Here is a 25,182-nt window from a genome sequence, read left to right as displayed (position 1 = left end):
TGATTATCCCAAATAACTCATAATATGGGGTGTAATCAATTATCTTGTAAAATAAATAAAAATAAAAGTGACAACAAAGGAAATAACGCAAACGATTGCATCAAAATTTCAAATTCAATTCCAATCTTTAAAGTGGTTCAAATTGTAATTATTAAGGTTTTTAAGAAGAATTACTTTCTTTTGCTAGATTCCCGCACTAATACTTCCGTTTTAAGAAATGTAACTGAAGTGAGTTGGTCATCAGAGTTTTCCTCTAAATGATGAATAATCTGGTCAGCACAGGTTTGTCCCATTTGGAATGCCGGATGAGTTATTGTAGATAGTCCAGGGTCTATAATTGATGAGATTGGGTCATTATTGAATCCTATTACTGCTAATTCTTCAGGAACTTTCACTCCCATTTTTTTAGCCGTCTGTATTACGCTAACCCCAGTAGTATCATTGGCAGTAAAAATTCCATCCGGCGGATTCGATGATTTTAATAATTTTTTGGTGGCTTTAACGCCTTCCTCATGGCTGAGACTATTAAAATAAATAATCAATTTTTCATCAATCGTAATTCCATGATCCTGGAGGGCAGCAATATAGCCTCTTCTTCTTTCACTATATATCATGCGGTGCTGAGACCCTGCGAAATGCGCAATTCGTTCGCAGCCTTGCAAAATTAAATGTTTGGTTGCATTGTAGCCAGCAGAATAATTGTCAATCATTACTTTATATGTATTTATGCTTGCTGGAGTTCTGTCGACAAAAACGACAGGTATATTTTTATCTTGAAATTGTTTAAAATGGTCGGTATTAACAGTTTCCATAGCCAAAGAGCATATAACTCCAGACACTCGGCTATTGTATAAAGCATTTGCCATTTCCACCTCATTTTTAAAAGAATCGTTGGATTGTGCTATAAGGATATTATACCCTTTTTTCTGTGCATGGTCTTCAATTCCACTTATCAGCGTCGAAATAAAAGGGCGGTTTATACGGCTCATTAAAACACCAATGGTTTTGGTTTGGTTGCTTCGTAAGGAAGCAGCAAAAATATTAGGGGTATAACCCATTTCTTTTGCTGTTTTTTGAACCTTTTTAATCGTTTTAGCCCCTATGCTATGATGGTTTTTTAATGCTCTTGAAATAGTAGAGCTCGATAAATTGAGTTTTTCAGCTATATCGTATATAGTTACATCTTTTTTCTTCGACATTTTTCTTTCAGGTTGAATATGCTAAATTATAAATAGAATTTCAAGGAAGTCAGTGAATTAATTTAATATATTGTTAGTCAGATATATATGGGTCAATTATTGCTTTAGAATATTAATGAATAACTCGCCAAAAGTATCAAAAATTTGGTAGGATAGTGAGAATTGTTAAAATCAATTTAGACAACCGATTGCGAAATTATTTATTTATAGTGATATTTGTAACAATTATAATTGTCCCTCACTTGGTTTCTAATTATATTGAATGAATTTTATAATTTATAATCAAATAGGAAAATCGAAACCAAATCACATTGGCAGTTTGGTTCAACCTTATTGGTTTACTTATCATTATCTTTTTAGTTATGTATTATTTGGGTCTAGACCTCGGCAGCTCTTCAATTAAGGGAGCATTGATTAATGTAGCGACGAATGAAACAATTGGTATTGCTCAATATCCTGACAATGAGATGCCCATTATTGCACCTAATGTTAACTGGGCTGAGCAAGACCCTAATATTTGGTGGGATAATACATTGATGCTCCTTAAAAGACTTTCTGAAAAGACAGGAGTTTCAATGAATGAAGTTAAAGGTATAGGAGTGGCTTACCAAATGCACGGACTTGTAGTTGTAGATAAAGATCAAAATGTTTTAAGACCTTCCATCATCTGGTGCGATAGTAGGGCTGTTGAAATTGGCAACAGGTTGCATAAGAATTTTGGTGAAGCTAAATGTGGAGATCATTTATTGAATAGTCCTGGAAATTTTACATTTTCAAAGTTGGTTTGGGTTAAGGAAAATGAACCTGACTTATTTGATAAAATTGATAAAATTATGCTGCCGGGGGACTTTATAGCCATGAAGTTGAGCGGTAATGTTGCAACAACCAAATCAGGACTTTCGGAGGGTATGATGTGGGATTTTAAAAATGATACACCCGCTTATTGGATGTTCGAAGAACTTGGGATTAGCACCGAACTTATTCCGACCATTGTAGACACATTTTCTCAACAAGCTCATGTTTCTAAACTGGCATCTGCAGAGACTGGATTATCATCAGAAACACCTATTTGCTATAGAGCCGGGGATCAACCAAATAATGCCCTTTCATTGAATGTCCTAGAATCTGGAGATATTGCTGCAACGGGAGGGACTTCAGGAGTAGTTTATGCAGTTACCGATTCAATAAAAACAAAAGAAAGTCTTCGAATAAATAGTTTTGCTCATGTAAATTACACCAAGGAGAAGCCACTTGTTGGAAAACTATTAAATATAAATGGGGCAGGAATTTTATATAGTTGGATGCGTCGGGAAATAGGTAAGCAATGCCCGTACACCGAAATGAATGACTTGGCTTCGGATGTATCCATTGGGTCTGATGGACTCGTTGTTTTACCTTTTGGCAACGGCGCTGAAAGGATGCTAAATAATCAATCTTATGGATCTACAATCCGGCATTTGAATTTCAATTTGCATTCAACCTCTCATTTATACCGTGCGGCTTTAGAGGGTATTGCGTTTTCTTTTGTGTATGGAATTAATATCCTGAAGGATGATGGTGTGGATATTAAAATTATCAAAGCTGGTAATGACAATTTATTCAGATCAAAGATTTTTTCTGAGACTATTGCAACCTTGGTTGAGGCAAAAATTCAGATTGTTGATACGACTGGTGCTGTAGGCGCAGCTAAGGCTGCGGCATATGGAAATGGCGCTTACGATTCCATAAGGACTGCACTTAACACGAATAAGGTTGAACAAACCTATGAGCCTCAAAGCAATCGTAAAGAATACATGGAGGCTTACAACAACTGGCTTTCGGAATTAAAAGAAATTTATTTATAAACTTATTTACAATAACTAATCAATTTGAATTATGGCACTCGTTGGAAAGAAAGAATACTTTAAAGGTATTAATGAAATTAAGTATGAAGGAAAGGAATCAGATAATCCCTTGGCCTTTAAATATTACGACCCAGAAAAAGTTGTAGCCGGAAAAACTCTTAGGGATCATTTTAAGTTTGCAATAGCTTATTGGCATACCCTATGTAATACTGGTAGTGACCCATTTGGACCTGGCACTAAGGTGTATCCTTGGTCAACCAATAGCGACCCCCTTGCTGCTGCAAAAGAAAAAGCTGATGCGGCATTCGAATTTATCACCAAAATGGGTTTCGATTATTACTGTTTTCACGATTATGATTTGGTGGATGAAGCTCCAACTTTTAAAGAGTCAGAAAATAGGTTATTTACAATTGTAGACTATTTAAAGGAAAAGCAGAAGGATAGCGGAGTAAAATTATTATGGGGAACCGCCAATTGTTTTTCGAATCCGCGTTATATGAATGGTGCATCTACGAATCCAGATTTTAAGGTTGTAGCCCGTGCAGGTGCGCAAATTAAAAATGCATTAGATGCAACTATTGCTCTTAAAGGTGAAAATTATGTGTTTTGGGGTGGAAGAGAAGGTTACATGTCTCTTTTAAATACCAACATGAAACGAGAGTTAGACCACATGGGTAGATTTTTGGGAATGGCAAGAGATTATGCTCGTTCACAAGGATTCCAAGGAAACTTTTTTATAGAACCTAAACCGATGGAACCATCAAAACACCAATATGATTTTGATTGCGCAACCGTAGTTGGTTTCTTGAAAGAATTTGGCTTGGATAAAGATTTCAAAATTAACATTGAAGTTAACCATGCTACTCTTGCAAATCATACCATGCAGCATGAACTTCAGGTTGCGGCCGATGCCGGTATGTTAGGAAGTATAGATGCTAATAGGGGAGATTACCAAAATGGTTGGGATACGGATCAATTTCCAAATAACATTTTAGAAACCACTGAGGCAATGTTGGTATTCTTGGAAGCTGGTGGCTTACAAGGAGGTGGTGTTAATTTCGATGCCAAAATAAGAAGGAATTCGACTGACTTGGAGGATCTTTTCCACGGACACATAGGAGGGGCAGATAATTTTGCTAGAGCGCTTATTACCGCAGATAAAATTTTATCTTCTTCAGCATATAAAAAATTAAGACAGGAGCGCTATGCTTCATTTGATTCAGGAAAAGGCAAAGATTTTGAAAATGGAAATCTAAATTTCAAAGATCTTTATGACATTGCAGTAGAAAATGGTGAGTTAGAATTACATAGTGGTAAACAAGAATTGTTTGAAAATATAATAAATCAATATATTTAACCTACAAAATCACTATCTAACACTAACACTATGGAAACTGTACTCGAAACCTTAGACTGGTGGGTCTTAGGGTTATATTTCTTGGCCTTGTTGGCAGTTGCCGCATGGGTAGTACTTCAAAAAAATAAAAATACCGAAGATTATTTCCTCGCTGGTCGTAATGTGGGTTGGTTCGTTATCGGTGCCTCCATTTTTGCATCTAACATCGGATCTGAACACGTTGTTGGTCTAGCAGGGACAGGTTTTGAATCGGGTACGCCCATGGCCCATTACGAGCTACATGCATGGATTGTTTTACTATTAGGTTGGCTTTTTCTACCTTTTTACATTAGAAGTGGTGCATTTACGATGCCTGAATTCTTAGAAAAACGATTTGATAGCCGTTCACGTTGGTTTTTGTCAGTTTTCTCATTGGTTGCCTATGTACTTACAAAAGTTTCGGTTACTATTTATGCCGGCGGAATTGTAGTTTCTGAATTATTAGGAATTCCATTTTGGTATGGCGCCATTGGGGTAGTTCTATTTACCGGCCTTTACACTATCATTGGTGGTATGAAGGCGGTTATTTATACGGAAACACTTCAAACTGTAATTTTAATTGCTGGATCATTAATAATTACATATTTAGGTTTACAGGAAATTGGTGGATGGGACGAACTTCAGTCGACTGTGAGGGAAGTGAGCCCACAACATTTCAATATGTGGCGACCAATGTCTGACCCTGATTTTCCTTGGACAGGTTTACTATTTGGAGGAACCATAGTCGGAATATGGTATTGGTGTACAGACCAATACATTGTACAACGAACTCTTGCAGCAAACAATATTAAAATTGGTAGGCGAGGAGCCATCTTTGGAGCTTATTTAAAATTGATGCCAATTCTTATTTTCCTAATTCCTGGAATTATAGCCTTTGCTCTAACTGTTAAATACCCTGAAACCTTTACAGTAGATAGGGCTGATCGCGCATTTCCTGTATTGGTTAAGGCATTACTTCCAGTAGGTTTAAAGGGTCTAGTAGCCGGTGGATTAATGGCAGCCTTAATGAGTTCTTTGGCCTCAGTTTTTAACAGTTGCTCTACGATTTTTACCATTGATATCTATAAAAAACTGAAACCCAATAAATCTGAAAAGGAATTATTGAGAATTGGTAAGGTAGCTACCGGAATTATAGTAGTACTTGGAATTATCTGGATTCCGATTATGCAGAAAATTGGAGGTGGAGTCATGTACCAATACCTTCAAAATGTTCAATCCTACATAGCACCTCCAGTAACCACCGTATTTCTTCTGGGAATCATTTGGAAGCGTGTTACACCGAAAGCGGCAATTACTACATTAATGGTTGGTTTATTCCTATTGGTGTTAAGATTAGGAAGTGAAATTTATTACCAACCCCAAATTACCTCAGGTGAGGAGGTAAATAATTGGTTATTCTATTTTGCAACTATAAATTTTGCACATATGGCGATATTTATGTTCATATTTTCAGTGATATTATGTGTGTCTGTTAGTTTGGCTACTGCACCACCTGATTATGCAAAAATTTCTGGTCTTTCATTTGGCACACTGAGTGCTGAAGACAAAGCAGCTACTAAGGGAAGTTATGATAAAATTGATGTTGTCCTATCTGTAATATTAGTGATAATTGTTATAGCAATTTTATCATATTTCACAGGTTAATTAACATTCGGATTTTGAAATTATTCAATGCCCAGTTTAACTGGGCATATTTTTTAATTATAGATCTAACTTTTTCAAAGTATTGTTGAACATTGACATAAGTCATGTTTGTTGGATAACCTGCGATTTATTTTTGACCTTGAATAAATCCATTTTATAATGTCGGACTTAATCAGCAAGTACAATGTAGCTGGTCCTAGATATACTAGCTACCCAACTGTACCTTACTGGGATTCTCAAACTTTTTCTCTTGTAGCCTGGAAAGAATCAATACAAAAAAGCTTTGCCGAAACAAAAGATTCTGAAGGTATTAGCATCTATATTCACTTGCCTTTTTGTGAATCGATGTGTACGTTTTGTGGATGTACAAAACGAATTACAAAAAATCATTTAGTTGAGAGACCATATGTGGAGGCCTTAATAAAGGAATTTTCTATGTACCGCCAACTATTGGGTTATCGGCCTAAAATTAGCCAATTACATTTGGGAGGAGGTACACCTACCTTTTTTTCTGTTGATAATTTAGAGAGGTTGTTTAATGGTATTTTCAAATTAGCTGATCGAGCTGAAAACGTAGAATTCAGTTTTGAGGGACATCCAAATAATACTTCAGAGGATCAGTTAGCGTTGTTCAGAAAACATGGCTTTACAAGAGTAAGTTATGGCGTGCAGGATTATAATGATACTGTTCAAAAGGCCATTAATAGAATTCAGTCTTTTAATCAGGTAAAACATATAACGGAAACCTCTAGAAAATTTGGTTATGAATCTGTTGGACATGATATTATTTTCGGATTACCTTTTCAAACATTAGATAATATAAAGAATACTATTTCAAATACAATAGAATTGCGTCCCGACAGGATAGCTTTTTATAGCTATGCCCATGTACCTTGGATGAAAGGTAATGGCCAGCGAGGGTATAGAGAAGAAGATTTGCCAGAGGCTTCATTAAAGTTTGCGCAGTACCAATGGGGTAAGGAAAAACTTATTGATTCTGGTTATGTGGAAATAGGAATGGACCATTTCGCATTGCCATCGGATGATTTAACTAAATCATTTTATGAAGGAAAATTACATAGAAATTTTATGGGATATACTATTTCCAAAAGTCAGTTAATGATTGGTTTAGGCGTATCTTCAATTGGTGATAGTTGGTATGGATTTGCCCAAAATGTAAAAGGCTTGGACGAATACTACCATTTAATTTCCAATGAAATTCTTCCAGTATTTCGTGGTCATATATTGAATTCCGAAGATTTGGCCATACGTAGGCACATTTTGAATATTATGTGCAATTTTAAAACCTCTTGGCAAGACGACAGGCTTTATTTTGAGGAACTACCAGAAGTTTTAGTTCAATTGAAAGTTATGGAGGAGGATGGACTTATAGAATTTGGAGATCAGGAAATATTGGTCACTTCTAAAGGAAAACAGTTTGTGCGGAATGTTTGTATGCCGTTTGACAGAAGACTTCAGCGAAATAAACCTGAAACCCAATTGTTTTCCATGACGGTTTAATTAATGGAACGTCTTTAATGACAGCTTGGAGTAGCTGGTGAAGACATTGAAGTGTGGGGCTGGTTGATTGTATCTGGAGGTGAGAGATATGGAATTCCTAATCCTAATCCTCGTAAAATAAAAATTAGTCCAATTATAACTACTGCAGCTGGCACTAACTTTAAAAGTCTTTGCCTGAACTGAAGCTTTAGAAAATTACCTAAGTATATTGCGCCTGTCATAAGGGGAATAGTACCAATTCCAAATAAAATCATATATAGCCCTCCTTCTATAGCACTACCCATTACGAAGGAACCAAAGACTGCCATGTAAACTAATCCGCATGGAAGCCAACCGTTTAAAAAGCCTATAGCCAAAAAGGTAAAACCAGACTTTTTCTTTAATTGTGATCCGATTTTTGATTTTACCGCCCCCAATTTTTTAGTTACGAATGTATTGATAGGCCTAGAAAATTTTCGACTTAAACTTGGAATCAATATTGATAGTAACATTAAAATTCCAATTGTAATTGACATTTGTTTTTGGTAACCCAAAAGGTTGATGCTTTGACCAATTATACCAATAAAAAACCCTAGAATTCCATAGGAGAGTAGGCGTCCAAAATGATAATTCAAAATTTGAAATATCCGTTTAACCCTATTATCTCGATCCACCGGCAAAATGAAGGCGATAGGTCCACACATACCCACACAATGTAAACTGCCTAAAAGTCCAAAAACAAAAGCTGTCCAAAGGAGGCTCATAGAGTTAATGATTTTTTCATTAAATAATCTTTCCCACCATAACTCCATCTTATCGAAATATCCCACCTGCCTGGTAACAAATTATCAGCTGGTATTAAATCTTGGGCATTTTCTAGGGCTAGGGGGATTTCTAGATCAAGATTTTTGTTTGAAGGTCGGTATAAATAAATGGTACCTTTTATTCCCTCACTCTCAAAATCATCCGGAAATATTATAGCAAGCCCCGAATTTATTTTTGATACTACCACAGGATTTTTCATATTCATGACATTTTCCATTGCGTAAATATCAGCCTGTAGGTTTTGCTCTTTTTTATAATATTCTTCTGTTACAAGGTCAGTCTCATTAGCATTTTGGTTGGCTGCTTTAAAAACGAAATAGAGAATAAAACTCATAAATAGAGCCATGCCAATTACAATACCTGTTCCCCAATTTATTTTCATGGTTTTATTTATAACTTCTAGGACCTAAAAAGGTTGTGGTTGTTGTTTCGATTAACTCATCATTACTAAAAACCCCTATTTTCAATTTGTCTTTTTCATCCTCCAGGTCTTTAGCGTTCAATTCGATAAATAGCGTTCCTTCTGTAAATTCTTTGGCAGGTACTTGTAATATTTGGTGAGACACAACTTTTATTGTTCCGGAGTGTGACACCAATTTAAATTGAACATTATTGATTTCGCGGTTGGTCTTGTTTACCAGCTTAAATGTATAAACATTGCTAATGATGTTGTCTGCTTTTTTCTCATACAATTGACCTGGTAATCGCAATACTCGTGCTTCTACATCATTCCTTATAAAAAGTAAACCAGTTAATACCGCTATAAGAATTCCAAGGACAACAGTATAGCCTTTCATTCTAGCGGTAAACTTAAACTTTGCGTTCTTCTCTATATTTTCTTCGCTAGCATATCTAATTAGGCCTTTAGGAAGATTTACCGATTCCATCATATGGTCGCATGCATCAATACATGCGGTACAATTCACGCATTCTAACTGTGTTCCATTTCTAATGTCTATTCCTGTCGGACAAACATGTACACATTGAAAACAATCAATACAATCACCTTTTCCACTGGCTTCGCGGTCTTCATTCTTTTTAAACTTGGCTCTGCCTTTTTCTTTTTCCCCTCGTACATGATCATAAGCAACCACTATGGATTTATTATCCAATAAAACCCCTTGCAACCTACCATATGGGCAGGCAATTATACATACCTGTTCTCTAAACCATGCAAAGATGAAATAGAATACAGCTGTAAAGATTAATAGTGAAATTAAAGTGCTAACATGTAAAGACGGTCCATCGGTAATATATTCGAGCAATTGATCACTCCCAATAAGGTAAGCCAAGAAAACATTCGCAATTAAAAATGAAATCAAAAAAAAGATAATCCACTTTAATAGGCGTTTTCTGATTTTTTCCGAATTCCACGGCATTTTGTCTAACCGCATTTGTTTTCCCCTGTCACCATCTATCCAGTATTCTATACGTCTGAAAACCATTTCCATAAAAATGGTCTGAGGACATACCCATCCACAGAAAAGTCTGCCAAATGCAACGGTGAAAAGGATTACAAAAACTACCCCAATAATCATCATTAAGACAAAGAGGTAAAAATCTTGTGGCCAAAAAGGGAATCCAAATATATTGAAGCGTCGCTCCAATACATTGAACATTAAAAATTGGTTGCCGTTTATTTTTATAAATGGAGATGCAAACAAGATTAGAAGAAGGCCATAACTAACATATTTTCGATATTCATAAAACTTACCTACTGGTTTTTTCGGGAATATCCAGTTGCGTTTTCCTTCTTCATTTATCGTGGCAATACTGTCACGAAACTTTTCTTGTTCTTCAGCCATTTTAATTTGAACTGTCCAAGTCTTCTATAACAGGATCATTTTCAATTATAACTTTTACTTCGGTTGAGTCTGATGAAATTTCCACTTTTGCCTCATCGACAGGTGCATTTTCATCCACCCAAATTTCACCTTCCGGATCTTTTGGATCGGCAGGGGTCGTACCATGAAGTGAAAGGACATAACTTGCTACTTGTGCAATTTCGCTAGGTTTTAATTCACTTTTCCATGATATCATTCCCTTGCCAGGGCGACCACCTTCAGAAATAGTATTAAATACATTTTTAATGCCACCACCAATTATCCAATAGTCATCTGTAAGATTGGGTCCGATACCTCCGCCTCCATCCATTTTATGGCAGGCAACACAATTGGCAGTAAAAATGGTCTTTCCTGAATTAATATCCGACGCTTCCGTGAGAAGTTCGACCGTATTTATATCAACCAAATCCTTAGCGGTTTTCTTGTATTCCTCAATTTGAATCCTTGCTTCTTCAACCGCTATTGCATATTCTTCCGCTTGATCAGCACCTCCAAAAATGTGGAACCTCGCAAGGTATATTACCGCGAAAATAATGGTAATATAAAATCCATAAACCCACCATGGTGGTAATCTGTTGTCAAGTTCCTTGATACCGTCGTAATTATGGTCTAAAATAATATCGCCTTCTTCTTCAATGGGTTTGCTTGCTGTTAATTTCTTATAAATATTATAGAACCAAGCATATTGTTCTTCCTTTCGGTTTTTTTCCCTAATTAGGAATTGTGCTTGGGCATCTTCGTCTAAACTCTTGAAAAGTATGCCTTCCAAGCTAGATTTAATCATTTCAATTGCAATGCTGAAAAGCAATACGAATAGTACAAAACCCCATATGATAGGGTATTTAAAAACCGCAGGTTCATCTCCCGAATCGATAAAAAATTCAAATAAACCAATAGTAACGATCAGATATATTAAAATCCGGATAATTGCCATTCCTGTTTTCATGATAATTCGTTGGTTTTTTGGTTATCTAAAGGGATATTGCTCACTTCTTCTATATAGCTTTTTTTGGCAGTTAAAACCCAACCAAACATTAGCGCAAAAAAGACAAAAAAGATCAAAAGAGAAAGGATAGGGTAGATGGTAACCCCATCGATGTTTTCTAAATTATGTTTTACAAATTTTAGCATGATTTCGATTGGTTTTAGTTAGATGATACCCCTTCTTGTGGTTGAACTTTAATATCAGTTCCTAATCGCTGTAAGTAAGCAATTAGAGCTACGATTTCTCTATTTCGCATTTCCACAAACTCACTACCGCTTTCTTCAGCAGCTTTTTTGTCTGACTCATATGTAGAGGCAAAGTCTGGATCATTGTAGAGGTTTTTTTCTATTTGTGTACCTTGTTGCGTCATCGATTCTTGAGCGTTGGAAATATCTTCTTCTGTGTATGGAACACCTAAAGAAACCATTGCCTTCATTTTACCTTCAGTTTTAGATTTGTCGAGTTCATTTCTCACCAACCATCTATAACTAGGCATTATAGAACCAGCTGATGTACTTTGTGGATCATACATATGGTTGAGGTGCCAATTATCTGAATATTTTCCACCTACCCGATGAAGGTCAGGACCTGTACGTTTACTGCCCCAAAGGAACGGATGATCATAGACATATTCACCAGATTTTGAATATTCTCCGTAACGTTCCACTTCACTTCTAAAAGGCCTAATTAATTGAGAATGGCAGGCGTTACAGCTTTCTCTAATATATAGATCACGACCTTCTAATTCTAACGGTGTATATGGTTTTACGGTTGAAATAACAGGTACATATTCTTCCACCATTAAGGACGGAATTATCTGTACCATACCTCCAATTAAAATCGCGATGGTAGTGTATATGGTTAATTTAACAGGTCTTCTTTCTAACCAAGTATGGTAACCTTCCTTGGCTGTTCTTTTTGAAGTTACTTTAGTTAAAGGAGCTGCTTCTGCCAATTCATCTGTAACAGCTGTTCCACTCTTAATTGTTTTAACAATATTGAACACTAAAATTAAAATACCAGAAATGTATAAAGTACCACCGATGGCACGCATCCAATACATTGGGATTATCTCTGTTAATGTTTCAAGGAAATTACCGTATACTAAAGTTCCATCAGGGTTGAATTGCTTCCACATTGAAGCTTGCGTAAATCCAGCTACGTACATTGGTAATGCATACATTATGATACCGAGTGTGCCAACCCAGAAATGCAAATTGGCCAATTGGGTAGACCATAATTTTGTTTTGAACAATCTTGGAACTAACCAATACACCATACCAAAGGTTAAGAAACCATTCCAAGCTAATGCACCAACGTGAACGTGTGCAATAATCCAATCTGTAAAGTGTGCTACGGCATTAAAGGTTTTAATAGAGAGCATCGGACCCTCAAACGTAGCCATACCATAACCTGTTATCGCTACCACCATGAACTTAAGAACAGGATCAGTTCTAACTTTATCCCAAGCTCCTCGAAGAGTGAGAAGCCCATTTATCATACCACCCCAGGATGGGGCAATCAACATTACCGAAAAGGCTACACCTAAATTTTGTGCCCAATCAGGTAAGGCTGAATAAAGTAAATGGTGGGGTCCAGCCCATATATAAATAAAGATGAGCGACCAAAAATGCACAATTGAAAGACGGTAAGAATAAACCGGCCTGTTAGCCGCTTTTGGTATAAAATAATACATCAGACCCAAAAACGGAGTTGTTAAAAAGAATGCAACTGCATTATGCCCATACCACCACTGTACCAAGGCATCCTGTACACCAGAATATGCAGAATAACTTTTAAATAAACTCACAGGTATCTCAATACTATTTACTATATGAAGAACCGCTACAGTAACGAAGGTTGCTAGGTAAAACCATATGGCAACGTAAAGATGCCGTTGTCTTCGATTTAAAATAGTACCAATCATATTAGCGCCGAAAGCAACCCAAACTAATGCAATGGCAATATCAAAAGGCCATTCTAATTCAGCATATTCCTTAGAGGTTGTAAAACCTAGTGGAAGTGTAATGGCGGCACCAACTATAATCAATTGCCACCCCCAGAAATTAAAATTACTTAACCAATCTTTCCACATCCGTGCTTTTAGCAGACGTTGCAAAGAATAATATACCCCTGCGAAAATGGCATTTCCAACAAAGGCAAAAATTACAGCATTGGTATGTAATGGTCTTAATCGTCCAAAACTAAGCCAGGAGATGCCGTCGGTGAGATTGGGAAATAAGAACATATATGCCAACAATAATCCTACGGTCATACCAATGACTCCCCAAAAAATTGTTGCATAAATGAACTTTTTTACTATCCGGTTGTCGTAATAAAATTGTTCTGTTTGCATGGTGGTGATAAAAAAGATTTAGTGTTAGTTATCTTTAAATTCTTTTGATATTTCGGTGGTTGATTCATCTATTAATTCATCATCAAAAAGCATGCGTACCGATGGAGTGTAAACATCATCGTATTGCCCTTTTTTCACGGATATGATAAATATTATAAAGAAAAGAATGGCTACCGATATACTGATAGCCAGCAACATATAAATAATTGTCATAGTTGATGCAATTCTGTTGTAAAATTATATCTGTATAAATGTCTAAAACATGACATATGTCAGCTTTTTTTAAATTTTCCCAATATTTTTCTACTATGCCATTGGGTTGCTAAAGTTGTGAAGACAACTATGCTAATTGAACTTAATGGCATAAGAATGGCTGCAACTACGGGTGCAAGGTGACCCGAAACGGCAAACCCCAATCCTATTAAATTATAGAATAATGAAAAAATAAGACTGAGTTTAATAACGTTAATCCCTTTTTTCGACAACTTCAGTAAGTTGGGTATTTGTTGAAAGGATTTGGAGTCTAATATGGCATCTGCTGCAGGGGAAAATGTATTAATATTTTCTGAAAGAACAATCCCAACATTGCTTTGGGCCAATGCACCACTATCGTTTAATCCATCTCCTAACATTAAAACCTCGCTATTTGAATTTTGGAGGGACTCCACAAAATGTAATTTATCATCTGGTTTCTGATTGAATTTTAAATTCGTTTCTGGAGGGAAAACAGTTGATAAGAAATCCTTTTCACTTTCATTATCCCCAGAAATTAATGACATCTGATAGTTTGGTTTATGCAATTCGGAAACCAATAATTTCAGACCTTCACGGTATTTATTTTTTATATAAAAGCAACCTTTGTATACCTCGTTGGTGCTAATATGAACTTCTGTGTTTAAGGATTTATTGTCGTTTTTATCATTTTTGCCGGGGAACACAAAATTAGGCGCCCCAATTTTTATGACTTGCTCATTGTTTTGGGCTCGAATGCCTGAACCGACAGATTCATGAAATTCATCCAAGGTTAATATTTGATGTTTGCTTAATTCTTTGTACAATAAGCGACTTAATGGATGGTTTGAAGCTCTTAGGCTACTGCTTAATAAATCTTTCTCTGATTCGGTTAGTTCTATGCCCTTATATTCAATTATATTATTCTCGTTGGAAGTGAGGGTTCCAGTTTTATCAAACACAATATGGTTAACTTTTGCTAATCTCTCGATTATAGTGCCATCTTTCAAATAAAATCCATGTCTGCCATAAATTCTCAATAAATTACCCAAGGTAAAAGGAGCTGATAGGGCAATAGCACAGGGGCATGCAACAATTAATACTGCAGTTAAAACATTTAAGCTTTGTGATGCATCAATGAGTAACCAAGCTACAAATGAAACTATGGCAATGCTTAAAATAATTATAGTAAAACGTTGGCTTATGCTGTCCGTAAAATTCTGAAATTGGGGTTTGGACTTTTTCAGGATTTGATTTTCCCATAGCTGTGTTAGGTGACTTTGGTCGAGAGCTTTTAATACTTTTACCTCAATGGCCCCAGATTGTTGTTTGCCCCCGGCAAAAACTTTATCACCAATTTGTTTTACAACAGGCAAAGATTCCCCGGTTACAAAGCTATAATCAATGAGTCCTTGACCCTTTATAATTTCGGCATCTACAGGTAATAATTCTCCATTTCGTATTAACAATACATCGTCCGCTTTAACTTGCCTCAATTCTATTTGTAATTCCTTAATGGGGGTGTTAGGGGTACTTTCTAATTTTGTAACACCAATTGGAAAATAGGATTTGTAGTCCCTTTCAAATGAGAGATAGGCATAGGTTTTCTGTTGAAAAAATTTACCAACTAATAGAAAAAAAACTAATCCACTAAGGCTGTCAAAAAAGCCAGACCCAAAATCGAAAATTATGTCAACGGAAGAACGCAAAAAGAGGACTAAAATGCCGATGGCAATTGGCACATCTATATTTAGAATTCCAGATTTTAAGCCTTTAAAGGCCGATTTAAAATAATCCCAACCAGCATAGAAGACTACAGGTAATGAAAATACCAACATTATCCATCTAAAAACCGGCTTAAATTGATCTAGCCAAAATTCGTTTACTTCGAAATATTCAGGAAAGGACAGAAACATAATGTTCCCGAAGGCAAACCCCGCAATACCAAGTTTGTAAATAATATCTTTATTTGACTTCTTTAATTCTTTAGATTCATCTTGTAACGAAACAGAAGGTTCGTAGCCAATAGAGGTAATTAATTCCGCAATTTGTTTTAGGCTAATTTCCTTGGGTTTAAAATTGATGGTAAGGGTCTTTGAGGGAAAATTCAAAACGGTCGATAGAATCCCAGGATGCATCTTACTTAGATTTTCCAGGACCCAAATGCAAGAACTACAATGAATGCTTGGTATTATAAAGTTTACGATACAATAGTTATCGTCTTTAAAATCCAATAGTTTGTCTACAATTTCCTCATTGTTTAAAAAATTGAATTTGCCTTCTTGAAATCGAGGAGAATTGCCTGGATTTGTTGCTAATTTGTAATAGTAGGTAAGGTCATTGCTTTGCAATATCTCAAAAACCGTTTTACAACCATGACAACAAAAAGATTTGTCGTCGAATTCTACGATATCGGTGTCACAGGAATCCCCACAATGATAGCATAAGGGCTTTTCCATTTAATTATTTGGAATTTTCGAAAGGCAAAGAACAATAGACTTGGTTATTAAAAATATGACAATTGTCAATTAACCTCAAAAATTATTGGTCGAATTTTTGTATTTTAAGAGGTATACGATGAGAAGAAATAATGTACTTTTAATAATATTGACACTAATTTTATTAGCAATTTGTATGATGGTAGGTTTGGAACTTCCCATTCAACTTATTTTACTAGTCATAATGTTAGGTCAAATTATATTGGTTTTTACTGTTTTTGCTATTTTAACAGAAAACTATCATACCGATAAGACCTTTGATGATTTTTATGAAGATTTTCAAATAGATAATTTATAATTTATATCATTTGGTTTTTAAATAATTCGGCTTATATGTAATTTTGTGCCTATGTCTGATGAACATTACGAATCCCGTTGCGAAAATTGTATTATTAGGGAATTAAATACTCTAAGGGCTCTTAAGAAGGAGGAGTTAAAAGATATTTCCGACCATAAGACTACCCGTTCAGTGAAAAAGGGAGAAACTCTATTTTTTGAAGGGGAACGTCTCAATGGGGTATTTTGTGTGCGAAAGGGTGTTTCTAAACTTTCAAAGCGCAGCGAAAATGGAAAAGATCAGATTATTAAGCTTGCCACCAAAGGAAATGTCATGGGGCAGATAGCGGTGATTACGCAGGAAACTGCAGATTTAACTGCCGTCGCTTTAGATGATATGGAAGTATGTTTTATTCCAAAAAATCATATTGAACAGGGTTTGGCCAATAATCCAGATTTCACCAATGCTGTTTTGAAAAAGATGACAAGTGATTTAAAGGAAGCTGATCATACAATTGTTAGCATGGCTCAAAAAACTGTTAAGCAACGTTTGGCTGCGACACTTCTTACTTTAGAAGAAACATTTGGGGTAGATGAGGACGGATATATTGGAATGACCATTTCTAGGGCCGATATTTCTAATATCATTGGTACGGCTACGGAGTTGTGCATCCGTACATTAGCCTCCTTCAAAAAAGAGGATTACATTTCAACTTCTGGAAAAAAAATAAAACTAGAAGATAAAGTAGCCCTGCAACACTTGGTCGAGGGCTACTAAATTCCAAAAATAACTTAAATTTTAACCGTAAGAACAGGCAATTCAGAATGATTTGCTATGTCTTCCCCAATACTTCCACTAAAGAAATGGGCTAAACCAGTACGTCCATGGGTGGGTATCGCTATTAAATCCATTCGATTTTGATTGGCATAGGAAAATATGCCTTCCTCAACACTATAATCATTGTAATAAATAATGGACTCGGCCATCTTTTTTGGGTTCGTCACCGGAATAGCTTCAAAAAACTTTTTAACGGATTCCTCCATTTCGGTAGTGCTTCGAAAATTAGGGTCGGGTAAATTGATATAGAGCAATTCTAATTTAGTACCTATAAGGTTGCACCATTCCTTAATTGTAAGGTAAGCTTGAATGCTTTCCTTTTTAAAATCACAGGCAAAAACACTTTTTTTGATAGATTTAATCTTCCATGGTTGTTTTATCACCAATACAGGAACAGTGGCACTTCTTACCACCTTTTCGGTATTGCTGCCAACGAACATTTCAGACAAACCACTACTGCCATGGGATCCCATAACTATTAGATCAACTTTAAATTGAGCAATTACAGGATCTAAATCATTGAAGAATTTAAATTTCTGTACGTTCCTAACAATATCTACACCTTTTAAATAATCCTTATTAAGGAATTCATCAAATCGTTTTTCAGTAAGTTTAATAAAATACAATGTTTCTTCACTTAGCTGGATACCATCCTTTGTAAAAATTGCATCATTAAGACCAATCATATGGCTTACTACAATTCTCGCTCCAATTTTATGGGCAATATTTGCCGCTGCCTCTAAGGCATACTCTGAAAATTTGGAAAAATCTACTGGGACTAAAAGAGTTTTCATGGCATTGATTTTAATGAATTAAAATTAATTCATTCATAGCTGACTTTTAATGACAAAAGTCATAGGGCGCTATAGGCCATTGTAAGAAATTTGTACAGTTGAGATAACTTATTTGAATATGAGAGCCGTATTACAAATCCTTAATTTTGATAACGAATCGACCTGCAAAAAGGCCCTAACATTATTAAAAGATAGGATTGGTATAACGGATGTGCGTACTGAGGAATTAACTGGGCGGATAATTTTTAACACCAAGTCCTACAATTCATTGGAGGGTGCCAAGAGTATTCTAGAGAATAGCGGAATTGAGATTATTGAAATCAAAAAAAGGTCATCCTCTCGACGGACTAATAGGAAATCGGATTAATTAGAGTGTTGAATTATAATTGGATGATTGCTGATAACTAAACTATGCCGTGCAGTTAATTTTTCTTCGCACAAAAAAGGGCAATGCTTTGATGGCATTGCCCTTTTTAATATATATGGAGGAATTATTTTCTAAATCTTCTATCGTCAAAATAGGCTCTTCTGTAAAAATCATCGTCTTCCCGCTTTGATTCCCGCTCACTAAAGTAAGTATCATGTCGCTTTTCAATGACGGGTTCTTCATCAACAATAATTTCAGCATCAGATATATCTCTGTCTCTATTAAAATGTCTTTCTTTATTTTCAACATATACTCTAGAAGGTTCAGTTTTAATAACAACTTCGATTCTATTTGGAGTTGTTTCAGATGACTCAACCTTTTTTGTTGAAAGTGTCCTGCCATAACCATCCAAAACCGCAATTTCATAATCCCGTTGTATGTTAGAACCTGCTGTGAAGCGTTTGGTTTGTGAAAAAGCGGTATGGTCTAGAGTGTTTGTAAACACATATTTATCTGATGAATGTATGTCAACTAAGCCAATAGGAAGGATAACATGAGTTTCCCCATCCTTATTGATAAATTCTCTTATTTCTTCTGATGTTGAAGACCGATAAGGGTCATAATTTTTTTCAATTATGGAGTCATCTACCACTACATCTAAATAGACTACTCTTTCGGAACTGACATTTACTAATAGGTTGTCAACTTTACCTATTACCCTATTATCTCTGTCTCTAACAGACCAACCTCTGACGTCTGTATATCCGTCAGAAATTTTATAATCTTTTAAGTCCGTTAAATAATATAAATGTTTGGATGAATTTTCCATGAGTTTTATTTTTAATTGTTAAAATTTTAATTGGCGTTAAGAATGAACTTCAATTAATTCAATTCTACCAGCATAATTCGCCATAATCATAGACATATCGTCTACCTTATCTTCTATTTGTTCTGGCGCATTATCATTGTCTATACCTTGGTTGATATTTTCACTATTGTTGTACCAAACAAATGCTATCACCAAGACCACCACTAAGGCTATAAGAATATATGGCCATCTAGGTGATTTTTTTTCAATTTTTATCTCTGCCATTGTGTTTTTAATTTTGATATTTTCAAAGGTATATGATGTGATATCTGGTAATTAATTCTAAAGAATTGCAGATTAACTGATTCAATTATAATATGTTAAATAAGTTTTAAAATAATAATGACCTGCCATAAATGAATAAAGCTTGGAATTTTCCAAGCTTTATTTTAATTATAATATAAAAACTATATTTAAGCTATTCTATCCGTTTGTAGTTTTCTGAAAATAGGCGATTGCCCTCATCATCTATTTCAATTTGTGAAAAATTGTTTTCCCCAAGAATTAATTCAAATCTGAATTCTGCATTGTCCTTTATCATTTCACTCATCATTTCTGAGCCAAACTCCAAATTTTCAATTAATTGCCCATCGACCACCTTATAGTGCCCATATCCAAACCATTGCAATGAATCTTTAGGTACCTGCCTGCTCCACATAATTTTTGTGGGTGTATACATTTTAATTTGCCTAAAGCCATTTCTTACTCCAAAACTATCTGAGACCACATTGTCAGTATAGTGATAATAACTGGTAAGTTCCCATGTTCCCTGTATCGATTTCTGATTTTGCATTGCAACCCCAGAAGAGTCTGAAACACTTGTTGCACGATCGGTAGAATTTTTGGTACTGTTATCATTGCAACTAAAGAAAATCAATAACAATACTAGCGAAAAGAGACGGATTGAGCCCATTATGAAGAGTTTTAATTAGTTATGCTTACCTAAGATACAAAAATATAGGCACTATTAATAATCTTCTAATGGCGTTTAGAACCACTTGAAATAAAATCCTGAGGCTACAACACCCAAGATCAATATAATTAATACAATTAAAGTGAACGAACTTACTGACTTGGTTTTTTGGTCCTTTTGAAAAATATAGTCATCGGTTTTATCCTCTTCTTCTTTTACAAATTTCATAGTTTAGATTTAAGATTTAACAAATACTGTTTTTTTATTTACAAATTCTAATATGCCTTCTCTAGATAGTTCTCTACCATAGCCCGAAGCCTTTGTGCCCCCAAAGGGAAGCCGTGGATCAGATTTGACTAATTCATTTATGAAATATGCGCCATCTTCAATTTGAATGCATTGTTCAACCGCCTTTTCTGTGTTTTTTGTAATTATCATGGTCCCAAGGCCAAATTTTGTGTTTGCATTAACTTTAAATGCTTCCGTTCGATCTTTTACTTTTATGATGGCAGCGACCGGTCCAAAGGTTTCTTCATCAAATACAGGCATTCCAGGTTTCACATTTGTAAGAATGGTGGGAGAGAAATAACTACCCCTTACTTCGTTTCCTATTACCAATTCGGCTCCTTTTTCAATTGATTCGTCAACTTGTTTTTTTAAGGTCTCAGCTAAATCGGGTCTGGCTAAAACTCCAAATTCAGTTGATTTATCGGTAGGATCGCCCACTTTCAGTGATTCAACCATCGCTTTAAATTGTTCTATGAAGTCCTCATAGATATCTTCAACAACGATAAAGCGCTTAGCAGCAATACAGCTTTGTCCTGTATTTTGCATGCGAGCCTTTACCATTGTCTCCATATATTTTTCCAATTCAGCATCTTTTAATATAAGACAGGCATTATTTCCTCCCAGCTCCAAAACCGTCTTTTTCAGATTTTTTCCTGCGATTCCTGCAATTGCTCTACCGGCTTTTTCGCTGCCGGTTAAGGTAACAGCCTTTATCCGGTCATCAGCGATAATTTGTTCAATTTCCTGATGTTGTACAATTAAACTTTGAAAGCATCCTTTTGGGTAGCCAGCTTCTTCAAATAAGGATTGGATTTTAACGGCGCACCCGGTAGTATTTGAAGCGTGCTTTAATAGCCCTACATTGCCAGCTGTTAATGTTGGAATTGCAAATCGCATAACCTGCCAAAATGGATAATTCCAAGGCATTATTGCCAAGATGCAACCTAATGGATCATAACTGATAAAACTTTCATCCGCATCAGTTTCAATTATTTCATCAGATAGCAGTAGGTCTGCATTCTTAGTATAGAAATCGCACAATAAAATACATTTTTCAATTTCGGCGATACTTTCTTTTATTGGTTTCCCCATTTCTGAAGTGATCAACCTCCCCAAATCTTCTTTAGCCTCATTCATTAATTCCGCCAATCTTTTCAGCGGTTTTATTCTTTCTTTTATTCCTAAAAGCTTCCATTTCTCGAAGGCTTCGATGGCCTTGGAAAGGGTTTTTTCAATTTCCTTTCTGTCATAAACTTGATAAGTTTTTAACTCCTTTCCTGTAAATGGATTAATGGTTGTTATTGATTTTGACATGCTTCAATTTTTAACTAAATTACGATTTCCCAAATTTCTTCATATCCCATATAAATTAAAATTTGATTGTTTCCAAAATCCGCTAAAACAGTCAAGATTAGTTGTGTTTGGGTCATGTAATTTAATGAGAATGAGGTATCTTTGTAAGTATCTATATTTAATAAAATAATAATATAAACTAAATAGAAATGAGTAATAATAGTTCAGTTTTAGGTTTATTGGCGGGGACTGCCATAGGAGCAGTTCTTGGTGTTTTGTTTGCTCCAGATAAAGGCAGTATAACAAGACAAAAAATTGTGGATGAAGCCAATGCCACAAAAGATATGTTGTCTGAAAGTGCATACGATTTAAAAGATCGCGTTGTTAGCACTGTGGTTGCTAAAAAAGCAACATTAGATGAAAAAGTTGAATCAATCGTATCTGATGCCAGTTATAAAGCAGAAGACGTAATAACAACCTTGGAAAATAAGTTGTCTGAATTGAAACTTAAAAACAAGAAATTACAAAAAACAACACCGAACGGAACAGAAACCGTTTAATATATGGCATTGTTCGATTCTATTGAAGAAACGTCCAAAAAAGCTGCTGATTTAGCTGAAGGTTACTTAAAGACTTCTAGAGCTTATATAAGGCTGAAGGTATTTCAGCAGCTTACAATTTCCATTAGCTTAATAGCCAAAACTGTATTAATTGGTGGATTGTTGCTCGCAGGGGCAATTTTTATCGCGATAGCCTTGGTTATTTTAATTGGGGAATGGTTGGGTAATATGGCGTGGGGTTGCGTGGTTGTAGCAATTTTATTTCTACTAGCTGGTTTTATTGCCTACACGCAAAGAGCCAAGATAGATTCTATAGTTATTAAAAAGATGTCACCTAAGTTTTTTGATCATGCCAATGATGAATGAATCTAAAAATACGGAAATTGAAGAAGAATTAATGACTTCAGATTCTATTGGGGCCACTAATGGCCAGGATAAAACAGCTCCTATTCAAGAAGGGGAAAAGGAAAACTCCGCGCCAGTTGACAATAGGGATTTTCCGTCACCCATTAAATATTCTTCCTTTAAAGAAATTGAATATGATTTAAAGCGGTTATCCTTAGAGAGACAAATAGCATTGGAAGAGTTAAAGGGTATTAGGTATGAATTCAAAGAAGATTTAAGGCCGGCTGGGTGGATAGATAGTGTTGTTTCTTACGTTTCCCGATTGGGAGGGATTATTCTCCTCAGAAAACTATTCTTTAGAAAATAACCCCTTATTTTAATTTTTTAGGCTACCAATGGATAGCTTAATCTCTTTTTATATTGGTTTGGAGACATGGCATATTCTTCTCTGAATATTTTTGAGAAATAGCTTCGGCTGGTAAAGCCAATGGAATAAACTATTTCAGAAATATTCATATCGGTTGTTTTCATTAATTCTTTTGCTTCTTTAAGTCTTGTACTTCTTATAAATTCAGTCACCGTATGGTCGAATAAGAATTTGAAACCTCCTTGTAATTTAGATTGCGATAAGCCGAAATTTCTAGAAATGTCATTCAAATTATAAGGCTGTGCAGGACTAGAAACGATTGTTTTAGCAACCTCTCTTACAGTCTTCAGCTCTCTTTCAGTTAATGGCGTACATGCAACTTTTTCAGCTTTTTCAATCGCAAATTGTTGGATATGTAATGACAGGATGATATAGGATTTCGCCTCCATTTGCAAGACTCTGGTCATACCTTCGGCAAGAATGTTGCGCATGGATTTTACATGTTCGCTTATGCCAAGATGGATAGTTCCAAAATGCGCAAAGTTGTTTTTCTGTTTTTTATCTAAAAAAACATGAAATAGATCTGGATGAAGTTGTGTTAACGTTTGCATCCTTTTCTTGCGGAACTTTGAGCGGACAACGTGAATAGAAGTCATTTTAAATCGCTTATTCTTTTTCACTAATAGGTGTTCACTGCTATCTTTTTTGTTACAAGTTATAACTGATTGGAAAGGTTCTATATCACTGTATTCAGTATAACCCTCAAATTTGTGGCTTCCCTCACCATCAAGGCAATAGGAAAACTTTACTGGGTTATATTTCTTTGAGTGTTCAACAAAAAGAAGGTCTTCTTTAGATTCTAGGTCATATTCTATTAGGCTAATTCCTCTGTCAAATTGAAGAAAACGGACAGTTCCGTTTGTAAGGGCATTATTTACTGTTAGAAGGTATTCCCCATATTTTTCTTCTATTACTCCTCCAAGAGAGGCTTGAAAACTTTTTAAATTGTCTGGGAAATTTGTTGAGGTACTATGAATTTGTATCATATAAGATTTAATGGTTTTTACCATTTGGTAAAATGGTTAATTAATGTGTGATAAAGTTTATTTGAAGTTGTTCCTGGTTTAAAGGAGCTTCATTAAAATTACGTTAACTTATATCTACAAGGACTATTCTCTAACTAAATGTTAACACTTTTTATAAAAACTTTAAACAAAAAATACCGAATTGGCTTTTTCTTTAACAAGAATTCTTAAAAGTGTTAATGTTTTGTAAAAGTTTGATAATAAACCGATTCAGTCAATGTTTTAACCTAAATAGCACCTTGTCTAAACGTACATATGGTATCTTTAAAAAAATTATCGTAGTTATCTTATTTATAGGCCTACGAGAAAGTAGACTCCTCCCTACTAAGAGTGCTATTACATGATAATTTTAGAATATAAAGGTTAGTTAGTTAGATCTCAGCACTAGTTTTCTGGTGCTGAGATTTTTTAAATAAGTTAGTTGATATGAACATTTTCGAAGCTATAAGAAAGGATCATGACATACAGAGGGATCTTTTGGCTCAATTAATAGAAACCTCCGGTGATAGTAAAAATAGAGACGTAATCTATTCAAAAATCAAAAGCCAATTACTCATTCATGCTGATGCCGAAGAGCGGTATTTCTATAAACCACTAATTTCTAGTGATATGATGCAGGACCATGCTAGGCATGGGATTGCGGAACACCATGAGATAGAAGAATTAATTGAGCAATTGGACTCTACTGAGTATTCTGCATCTAATTGGTTGGTAATTGCCAAAAAGCTAAAGGAAAAAGTCGAACATCATTTAGAAGATGAAGAACATGTATTTTTTCAATTGGCTGGCAAAGTTTTTACTGAAAAGCAAAAAACTGATTTGGCCGAGCCCTATAGAAAGCATATGGCTTCTCATGAATAAACTAC

Annotated in this window: 26 protein-coding genes; 10 read left to right on the top strand and 16 right to left on the bottom strand. The window is 35.3% G+C overall.

The genetic code is table 11. The features are described 5' to 3' along the window. Nucleotides 1-170: 170 nt before the first annotated feature. Nucleotides 171-1,199 (bottom strand): LacI family DNA-binding transcriptional regulator, encoded by a 1,029-nt coding sequence (locus ISU00_RS00855; RefSeq protein WP_228852152.1) that lies wholly within the window; start codon nt 1,197-1,199, stop codon nt 171-173. A 311-nt stretch (nt 1,200-1,510) separates the two neighbouring features. Here ISU00_RS00855 and ISU00_RS00850 point away from each other — a divergent pair, with 311 nt between their 5' ends. The 4 genes from ISU00_RS00850 to hemN all read left to right on the top strand — a co-directional run bounded on the left by ISU00_RS00850 (nt 1,511) and on the right by hemN (nt 7,604). Continuing rightward, on the top strand, nt 1,511-3,043 hold the full coding sequence (locus tag ISU00_RS00850; RefSeq protein ID WP_317174329.1) for a xylulokinase: 1,533 nt from the start codon (nt 1,511-1,513) through the stop codon (nt 3,041-3,043). A 31-nt stretch (nt 3,044-3,074) separates the two neighbouring features. Further along, nucleotides 3,075-4,400, top strand: a complete 1,326-nt coding sequence (xylA, locus tag ISU00_RS00845) for a xylose isomerase (protein ID WP_228852151.1) — start codon at nt 3,075-3,077, stop codon at nt 4,398-4,400. 30 nt (nt 4,401-4,430) lie between these two features. Continuing rightward, nucleotides 4,431-6,083 (top strand): sodium:solute symporter, encoded by a 1,653-nt coding sequence (locus ISU00_RS00840; RefSeq protein ID WP_228852150.1) that lies wholly within the window; start codon nt 4,431-4,433, stop codon nt 6,081-6,083. Nucleotides 6,084-6,242: 159 nt separating this feature from the next. Further along, the gene (hemN, locus tag ISU00_RS00835) at nt 6,243-7,604 is read left to right on the top strand and encodes an oxygen-independent coproporphyrinogen III oxidase (protein WP_228852149.1); all 1,362 of its coding nucleotides are present in this window, start codon (nt 6,243-6,245) and stop codon (nt 7,602-7,604) included. 14 nt (nt 7,605-7,618) lie between these two features. Here the strand turns inward: hemN and ISU00_RS00830 are convergent, their stop codons facing one another. From ISU00_RS00830 to ISU00_RS00795, 8 genes are read right to left on the bottom strand one after another with little or no spacing between them, the layout of a single operon-like run. After that, the gene (locus ISU00_RS00830; RefSeq protein ID WP_228852148.1) at nt 7,619-8,347 is read right to left on the bottom strand and encodes a sulfite exporter TauE/SafE family protein; all 729 of its coding nucleotides are present in this window, start codon (nt 8,345-8,347) and stop codon (nt 7,619-7,621) included. Then, nucleotides 8,344-8,790 carry a FixH family protein gene (locus tag ISU00_RS00825; protein WP_228852147.1) on the bottom strand — a complete coding sequence of 149 codons (447 nt, stop codon included), beginning with the start codon at nt 8,788-8,790 and terminating at the stop codon, nt 8,344-8,346. Before ISU00_RS00825 ends, ISU00_RS00830 begins: the two co-directional genes overlap by 4 nt. Nucleotides 8,791-8,794: 4 nt before the next feature. Continuing rightward, the gene (gene ccoG, locus ISU00_RS00820; protein ID WP_228852146.1) at nt 8,795-10,213 is read right to left on the bottom strand and encodes a cytochrome c oxidase accessory protein CcoG; all 1,419 of its coding nucleotides are present in this window, start codon (nt 10,211-10,213) and stop codon (nt 8,795-8,797) included. Between the two features lies 1 nt (nt 10,214). Then, nucleotides 10,215-11,198, bottom strand: a complete 984-nt coding sequence (locus ISU00_RS00815; RefSeq protein ID WP_228852145.1) for a cbb3-type cytochrome c oxidase N-terminal domain-containing protein — start codon at nt 11,196-11,198, stop codon at nt 10,215-10,217. Next, nucleotides 11,195-11,383: a CcoQ/FixQ family Cbb3-type cytochrome c oxidase assembly chaperone gene (locus ISU00_RS00810; protein ID WP_228852144.1), complete on the bottom strand. Its 189-nt coding sequence runs from the start codon at nt 11,381-11,383 to the stop codon at nt 11,195-11,197. Before ISU00_RS00810 ends, ISU00_RS00815 begins: the two co-directional genes overlap by 4 nt. A gap of 14 nt (nt 11,384-11,397) precedes the next feature. Further along, entirely contained in the window at nt 11,398-13,593 is a 2,196-nt protein-coding gene (gene ccoN / locus ISU00_RS00805) for a cytochrome-c oxidase, cbb3-type subunit I (protein WP_228852143.1), read from the bottom strand. A 24-nt stretch (nt 13,594-13,617) separates the two neighbouring features. After that, nucleotides 13,618-13,806, bottom strand: a complete 189-nt coding sequence (ccoS, locus tag ISU00_RS00800; RefSeq protein ID WP_228852142.1) for a cbb3-type cytochrome oxidase assembly protein CcoS — start codon at nt 13,804-13,806, stop codon at nt 13,618-13,620. Between the two features lie 59 nt (nt 13,807-13,865). After that, nucleotides 13,866-16,283, bottom strand: coding sequence for a heavy metal translocating P-type ATPase (locus tag ISU00_RS00795; protein ID WP_228852141.1), 2,418 nt, complete (start codon nt 16,281-16,283; stop codon nt 13,866-13,868). A gap of 388 nt (nt 16,284-16,671) precedes the next feature. On the opposite strand from ISU00_RS00795, the gene ISU00_RS00790 reads away from it, so the two are divergent. After that, entirely contained in the window at nt 16,672-17,376 is a 705-nt protein-coding gene (locus ISU00_RS00790) for a Crp/Fnr family transcriptional regulator (RefSeq protein WP_228852140.1), read from the top strand. Nucleotides 17,377-17,390: 14 nt separating this feature from the next. On the opposite strand, the gene ISU00_RS00785 is transcribed toward ISU00_RS00790, so the two are convergent. Further along, nucleotides 17,391-18,230 (bottom strand): universal stress protein, encoded by an 840-nt coding sequence (locus ISU00_RS00785; RefSeq protein WP_228852139.1) that lies wholly within the window; start codon nt 18,228-18,230, stop codon nt 17,391-17,393. A 118-nt stretch (nt 18,231-18,348) separates the two neighbouring features. Between ISU00_RS00785 and ISU00_RS00780 the strand changes: the two genes are divergently transcribed. Further along, nucleotides 18,349-18,597: a hypothetical protein gene (locus ISU00_RS00780; RefSeq protein ID WP_228852138.1), complete on the top strand. Its 249-nt coding sequence runs from the start codon at nt 18,349-18,351 to the stop codon at nt 18,595-18,597. 124 nt (nt 18,598-18,721) lie between these two features. On the opposite strand, the gene ISU00_RS00775 is transcribed toward ISU00_RS00780, so the two are convergent. From ISU00_RS00775 to ISU00_RS00755, 5 genes are all read right to left on the bottom strand, one after another. Continuing rightward, nucleotides 18,722-19,426 (bottom strand): hypothetical protein, encoded by a 705-nt coding sequence (locus ISU00_RS00775; protein WP_228852137.1) that lies wholly within the window; start codon nt 19,424-19,426, stop codon nt 18,722-18,724. A 36-nt stretch (nt 19,427-19,462) separates the two neighbouring features. After that, nucleotides 19,463-19,690 (bottom strand): hypothetical protein, encoded by a 228-nt coding sequence (locus ISU00_RS00770; protein ID WP_228852136.1) that lies wholly within the window; start codon nt 19,688-19,690, stop codon nt 19,463-19,465. 193 nt (nt 19,691-19,883) lie between these two features. Further along, on the bottom strand, nt 19,884-20,378 hold the full coding sequence (locus ISU00_RS00765; RefSeq protein WP_228852135.1) for a hypothetical protein: 495 nt from the start codon (nt 20,376-20,378) through the stop codon (nt 19,884-19,886). Nucleotides 20,379-20,453: 75 nt separating this feature from the next. Beyond that, nucleotides 20,454-20,606 carry a hypothetical protein gene (locus ISU00_RS00760; protein ID WP_228852134.1) on the bottom strand — a complete coding sequence of 51 codons (153 nt, stop codon included), beginning with the start codon at nt 20,604-20,606 and terminating at the stop codon, nt 20,454-20,456. Between the two features lie 9 nt (nt 20,607-20,615). Then, nucleotides 20,616-21,980, bottom strand: a complete 1,365-nt coding sequence (locus ISU00_RS00755; protein WP_228852133.1) for an NAD-dependent succinate-semialdehyde dehydrogenase — start codon at nt 21,978-21,980, stop codon at nt 20,616-20,618. Nucleotides 21,981-22,168: 188 nt separating this feature from the next. On the opposite strand from ISU00_RS00755, the gene ISU00_RS00750 reads away from it, so the two are divergent. Genes ISU00_RS00750 through ISU00_RS00740 form a run of 3 tightly spaced genes read left to right on the top strand, consistent with a single transcriptional unit; the run spans nt 22,169 to nt 23,231 of the window. After that, nucleotides 22,169-22,519, top strand: a complete 351-nt coding sequence (locus ISU00_RS00750; protein WP_228852132.1) for a YtxH domain-containing protein — start codon at nt 22,169-22,171, stop codon at nt 22,517-22,519. Nucleotides 22,520-22,522: 3 nt separating this feature from the next. Further along, on the top strand, nt 22,523-22,885 hold the full coding sequence (locus tag ISU00_RS00745) for a hypothetical protein (RefSeq protein WP_228852131.1): 363 nt from the start codon (nt 22,523-22,525) through the stop codon (nt 22,883-22,885). Continuing rightward, a complete protein-coding gene (locus tag ISU00_RS00740) occupies nt 22,878-23,231 on the top strand; it encodes a hypothetical protein (RefSeq protein WP_228852130.1) in 354 nt (117 codons plus the stop codon). Before ISU00_RS00745 ends, ISU00_RS00740 begins: the two co-directional genes overlap by 8 nt. 17 nt (nt 23,232-23,248) lie before the next feature. On the opposite strand, the gene ISU00_RS00735 is transcribed toward ISU00_RS00740, so the two are convergent. Next, the gene (locus ISU00_RS00735; protein WP_228852129.1) at nt 23,249-24,277 is read right to left on the bottom strand and encodes a helix-turn-helix domain-containing protein; all 1,029 of its coding nucleotides are present in this window, start codon (nt 24,275-24,277) and stop codon (nt 23,249-23,251) included. 465 nt (nt 24,278-24,742) lie between these two features. Here ISU00_RS00735 and ISU00_RS00730 point away from each other — a divergent pair, with 465 nt between their 5' ends. Further along, nucleotides 24,743-25,177 carry a hemerythrin domain-containing protein gene (locus ISU00_RS00730; RefSeq protein ID WP_228852128.1) on the top strand — a complete coding sequence of 145 codons (435 nt, stop codon included), beginning with the start codon at nt 24,743-24,745 and terminating at the stop codon, nt 25,175-25,177. Nucleotides 25,178-25,182: the final 5 nt, after the last annotated feature.

Origin of the sequence: Aegicerativicinus sediminis (genome assembly GCF_015476115.1) — a bacterium.
GTDB classification, from domain to species: Bacteria; Bacteroidota; Bacteroidia; order Flavobacteriales; family Flavobacteriaceae; genus Aegicerativicinus; species Aegicerativicinus sediminis.
The sequence above is the reverse complement of the archived record's forward strand: the minus strand, read 5'-3'. Positions and strand labels throughout refer to the sequence as shown.